This is a genomic window from Micromonospora yasonensis (genome assembly GCF_026013475.1).
In the GTDB taxonomy this organism is placed as follows: domain Bacteria; phylum Actinomycetota; class Actinomycetes; order Mycobacteriales; family Micromonosporaceae; genus Micromonospora; species Micromonospora yasonensis.
Window position 1 is genome coordinate 1 of record NZ_JAPDPH010000351.1, and the last position, 4,833, is coordinate 4,833.

Consider the following 4,833-nt stretch of genomic DNA (forward strand, 5'->3'; position numbering starts at 1 on the left):
CCCACTCCCGCCCGCCCCCCGCTCGGCGATCTTGCACTTTTGGCGGGAATAAAACCGCCTAGACCGGCACAAAAGGGCAACCGTGAGTGCAAGATCGGCGAGGCGTTGGGGTGCGGGGAGAAAGCGGGTGGGTCAGATGATGCAGTTGATGAGGACGGGTTCGGGGTGGAGGGTGACGCCGAAGCGGTCGTGCACGCCGTCGCGGATCTCCCGGGCCAGGGCGACCAGGGCGGCCGTGCGGGCGGTGCCGCTGCGGTTGGTGAGGGCCAGAGTGTGCTTGCTGGAGATGGCGACCCCCTCCGGGCCCGCGTACCCCTTGCCGAAACCGGCCTTGTCGATCAGCCAGGCGGCGCTGACCTTGACCACGTCCCCCGCGCCCGGCCAGGACGGCGGCTCGCCGAGGTCGGCGGCCCGCTCCCGGAGCAGTTCGTACGCCTCCCGCTCCAGCACCGGGTTGGTGAAGAACGAGCCCACCGACCAGGTGTCCGGGTCGTCCGCGTCGAGCACCATGCCCTTGCCGGCGCGCAGCCGCAGCACGGTGGCACGGGCGTCGGCCAGCGGCACCCGGTCGCCCACCTCGACGCCGAGCGCGCGGGCCAGCTCGGCGTAGCGGACCGGGCCGGAGACCGGGGTACGGGCGAGCCGGAAGTCGACCGTGAGCACCACCCAGCGGTCGCTGTACTTGAAGATGCTGCCCCGGTACGCGAACCCGCAGTCCACCGCGTCGATCCGCACCACCTCGCCGTGCGTGCGGTCGTACGCCTCGACGCCGGTGATCGTCTCGGCCACCTCCTGGCCGTACGCCCCGACGTTCTGGATCGGGGTGGCGCCGGCCGAGCCGGGGATGCCGGAGAGGCACTCCAGCCCCGACCAGCCGCGCTCCACGGTGGCCGCGACCAGGTCGTCCCAGGGCTCGCCGGCCTCGACCCGTACGGTGACCGTGTCGGCGTCCTCGGCGACCACCCGGAAGCCCCGGGACCGGATCAGCACGACCGTGCCGGGGAAGCCCTGGTCGCCGATCACCACGTTGCTGCCGCCCGCGAGGACGAGGATCGGCTCGTCCCGCGACTCCACTTCCTGCACCTTTTGTACGATTTCGTCGGCGGTGGTGGCGATCACCAACCGACCGGCGGCGCCGCCGAGGCGGAGTGTGGTGTAGCGCGCGAGGGTGGCCGGGTCGGTCGGGGCGGCTCCGGTCGCCGGTTCGGCGTAGACGTCTGACACGCCTTTCACCCTAGGCTGAGGGGTAGCCGCGGCACCCACTGGTGGCCCGGTCACCCCCGGGAGGATTGGGATGAGCAGACTGCACGGCACGAAGGACTTCTGGATCGGCGCGTTGCGGACGGAGGGTCCCGCCTTCGCCGTCGCCGTCGCGGAGGCGCCCCCGCAGACACCGGTGCTCTCCTGTCCCGGCTGGACGGTCACCGACCTCGCGCACCACCTCACCCGGGTCTACGTCTGGGCCCGCACGGTCCTGACTGCCGGGACGACCACCCGACCCGAGCGGCGCGACCCGGAGCCGCCGGCCGGGCTGACCCCCGTCGAGTGGTACCGGCAGGAGTACGACCAGCTGATGGCGCTCTTCGAGGGGCTCGACGTGGAGGCCCCGGCGTGGAACTTCGCGCCGCAGCCCAAGAAGGCCGGGTTCTGGCCGCGCCGGGTGGCGCACGAGACCGCGGTCCACCGCTGGGACGCCCAGCTCGCCATCGGCGCGGGGGAGCCGATCGAGGCCAAGCTCGCGGCCGACGGGGTGAGCGAGGTGCTGGACACCTGGCTGCCGGCCGGGCGGCGGATCGAGTCCGGCCAGTGGCACGGGGTGGTGCAGTTGACCGCGACCGACGCGGCCCAGGACTGGTACCTGCGGCTGCGCGGTGAGGGGGTGGCCCTCCTGGACACCGCGACCATCCTGGACCACGACGACCACCGCGCCCGGGCACAGGTCACCGGCACCGCCAGCGACCTGCTACTGGCGCTGATGGGGCGGATCGGCTTCGACACCCTCGGCGTGGCCGGGGACCGCCGGCTGCTAACCGGGCTGCGGGTGGGCTGACCGCCGGGCCATCGCCTGCGGGGTGGACCTGCGCGGTCATCTCGTATGGTCGGTGCTGGACAACTTCGAACGGGCCGAGGGATACCGGATGACGACGGCACAACGGCCGACCCTGGAAGCGGTGGCCAGGCGGGCAGGCGTGTCCCGGGCCACCGTCTCCCGGGTGGTCAACGGCTCCACCACCGTCGCGGAGTCGATCCAGCAGGCGGTCCGCCGGGCGGTGGCGGAGCTCGGGTACGTCCCGAACCTCGCCGCCCGCAGCCTGGTCACCCAGCGCACCGACTCGGTCGCGCTGGTCATGCCCGAGGCGGCCACCCGGGTCTTCTCCGACGACCAGGTCTTCCCGGGGATCATCCGGGGGGCGGCCCAGGAGCTGGAGGCGGCGGACAAGCAGCTCCTGCTGATGCTGGCCGGCTCGCCGGCCGGGCACGAACGGGTCGAGCGGTACACCACCGGCCGGCACGTGGACGGCGTGCTCTTCGCCTCGCTGCACGGCGAGGACCCGCTCCCGGGCAGGCTGGCCCGGCTGGGCATCCCGGTGGTGTGCAGCGGCCGGCCGCTGGACGGCGCCGACGTGCCGTACGTCGACGTCGACCACGTCGGCGGGGTCGCCCGGGCGGTCCGGTACCTGATCGAGAGCGGCCGGCGGCGGATCGCCACCATCGCCGGCCCGCAGGACATGGTCGCCGGCATCGAGCGGCTGGAGGGCTACCGCAACACGGTCACCGAGGCCGGCCTGCCGGTGCTGGTCGCGTACGGCGACTTCACCCGGGAGTCGGGCGCGGCGGCCATGCGGCAGCTGCTCGCCGCGCACCCGGACCTGGACGCGGTCTTCGCCGCCTCCGACCTGATGGCGCACGCCGCGCTGCGTACCCTCCGGGAGGCGGGGCGGCGGGTGCCGCAGGACGTCGCGGTGATCGGCTTCGACGACATCGAGACGGCGGCCTACACCGAGCCGCCGCTGACCACCATCCGGCAGCCGATCGTGGAGCTGGGTCGGGCGATGACCCGGCAGCTGCTCCGGATCGCGGCGGGCGAGGAGGTCGAGCGGGCCCTCATGCTGCCGACCGAACTGGTCGTCCGCGAGTCCGCCTAGCTCAGGCGGAGGCCGGGGCCGGGGAGTTCACACCCCCGGCCCCGGCCGTCCCGTCCGGGGTCCTACGACCCGGACAATCCTGCGATCACCGCGTCCGCGTCGCGGACCAGGACGGCCCGCACCTCGGCGTTCGGTACGACCTTGGGATCACCGGCCAGTTGCTTGACCGACTGGAGCTCCCGCACCGCCTGCTTGTCGCGCCCCTGGTCCACGAACCTGGCGGCCCGGTCGAGCGGCTTGTGCAGCTCCGTGGCGCTCGCGGCGGAGAGCCAGCCGGTGGCCCGGAATCGGTCCACCAGGTTGCCCATGTCCTCGACGGAGGTCGTCACGGTGAACGTGATCGACCGGGTCGACCGGTTGCCCGCCTCGTCGCACGCCACCACGGTCAGCGTGTGCTCGCCGAGCGCCAGGTCGTAGAGCGCCAGCAGGGTGTTGTCGAGGATCGGCCGTCCGTCGAGCGTCCCGGCCAGTGACGCGACCCCCGAGGTGCCGTCGGTCGCCGAGTAGGTGATCCGCACGTCCTGGCTGTCGCCGTATTGGGCACCGGCCGCCACCCCGGAGAGGAGGACCGCCGGGGCCGTACCGTCGATCTTCAGCACGGCGGACTTCACGCCCTCGACGTTGCCCGCCTGGTCCGTCGCGCGGTACCGCAGCGTGTGGTCACCGTCGCCGCGCCCCTCCACCGAGTCGGTGTACGCCGTCCAGGCGCCACCGTCGAGCGAGTACTCGATCTTCGCCACCCCGGACGTCTGGTCGGTCCGGTGTACGGGGTCCACCCGCCGCCGGTCCGGTACTCGGTGCGCGCCACACCACTGTCCGCGTCGGTGGCCTTGAGGGTCACCGTGACGTCGGCGCGGAACCAGCCGCCCGCGCCGTCCGGCTCGGCCGGCGAGGTCGTCGCCCGGGTGGTGGGCGCGACGGTGTCCGCCGGCAACGGCTTGAGCCGGATGTTGCGGAAGTAGACGTCGTCACCGTCGCCGTGGTTCTGGATGCCGACGTAGCTGGGCTGCCGCATCCGCGCCGGGTCGGTGTTGACGTACTGGTTGATCTTCGTGCCGTTCAGGTAGACCACGATGCTCTGGCCCCGTACGACGATCTCGTACAAGTTCCACTGCCCCGGGGGCTTGAGCGCGGCGTCCCGGGCCGCCAGGTCGGCCGACTGGAAGCTGTAGATCGCCCCCGTCGTCCGCTCCGGCGCGTCCGTGGCGTCGATCTACACGGCACCTCCTCACTTGATCGATCAACTTCTACGCGGACGTTAACGGCCCTGAAACACAAAGGACAGAGGGCGTTGACAAAAGTTCTGATGGTGCGAGCGGAACTTTCCCCATGGAGAGGAAAAGTGGGGGCGGGATTAACCCGTCGCGCCTTCCCGGGCCCACGGCTACCGTCGGCGGATGCTCGCGATCCGCCCTGCCCGCCCTGAGGACGCGCCCGCCGTGGTCGCGCTGCGCGCCGTGGTCCACCCGTATCTGGTGCGCGGGGTCGAGTCGACCCGCCAGATGATCGCCGATCCACCGCCCGAGGAAAACTGGGCCGCCTGGGTGGCTGAGGCGGACGGGCGGGTGGTCGGCTGGGTGTCGGCGTACCGGAACAGCCAGACCTCGGAGCCGGACATCGGCGAGGTGTCCACCCTGCACGTACACCCGGAACACCGGCTCCGGGGAGGCGGCAGCGCGCTCCTCGA

General features: G+C 72.4%; 5 protein-coding genes and 1 pseudogene. 3 read left to right on the forward strand and 3 right to left on the reverse strand.

Going from position 1 to position 4,833, the window contains the following annotated elements; all coding sequences use genetic code 11:
- Positions 1 to 132 precede the first annotated feature (132 nt).
- Positions 133 to 1,224 carry a UDP-N-acetylmuramate dehydrogenase gene (locus ONA70_RS34765; RefSeq protein WP_265010727.1) on the reverse strand — a complete coding sequence of 364 codons (1,092 nt, stop codon included), beginning with the start codon at positions 1,222 to 1,224 and terminating at the stop codon, positions 133 to 135.
- Between the two features lie 70 nt (positions 1,225 to 1,294).
- Between ONA70_RS34765 and ONA70_RS34770 the strand changes: the two genes are divergently transcribed.
- Positions 1,295 to 2,050 carry a maleylpyruvate isomerase family mycothiol-dependent enzyme gene (locus tag ONA70_RS34770; RefSeq protein ID WP_265010728.1) on the forward strand — a complete coding sequence of 252 codons (756 nt, stop codon included), beginning with the start codon at positions 1,295 to 1,297 and terminating at the stop codon, positions 2,048 to 2,050.
- Between the two features lie 88 nt (positions 2,051 to 2,138).
- Complete coding sequence (locus tag ONA70_RS34775; RefSeq protein ID WP_265010731.1) at positions 2,139 to 3,146, forward strand: LacI family DNA-binding transcriptional regulator; 1,008 nt, start codon at positions 2,139 to 2,141, stop codon at positions 3,144 to 3,146.
- A 62-nt stretch (positions 3,147 to 3,208) separates the two neighbouring features.
- Here the strand turns inward: ONA70_RS34775 and ONA70_RS34780 are convergent, their stop codons facing one another.
- Positions 3,209 to 3,886: an OmpL47-type beta-barrel domain-containing protein gene (locus tag ONA70_RS34780; protein WP_265010729.1), complete on the reverse strand. Its 678-nt coding sequence runs from the start codon at positions 3,884 to 3,886 to the stop codon at positions 3,209 to 3,211.
- 209 nt (positions 3,887 to 4,095) lie between these two features.
- Positions 4,096 to 4,359: pseudogene (locus ONA70_RS34785) on the reverse strand (3-keto-disaccharide hydrolase); the annotation flags it as partial.
- A 184-nt stretch (positions 4,360 to 4,543) separates the two neighbouring features.
- Here ONA70_RS34785 and ONA70_RS34790 point away from each other — a divergent pair.
- The coding region (locus ONA70_RS34790; RefSeq protein WP_265010730.1) for a GNAT family N-acetyltransferase at positions 4,544 to 4,833 on the forward strand (290 nt) is incomplete at its 3' end.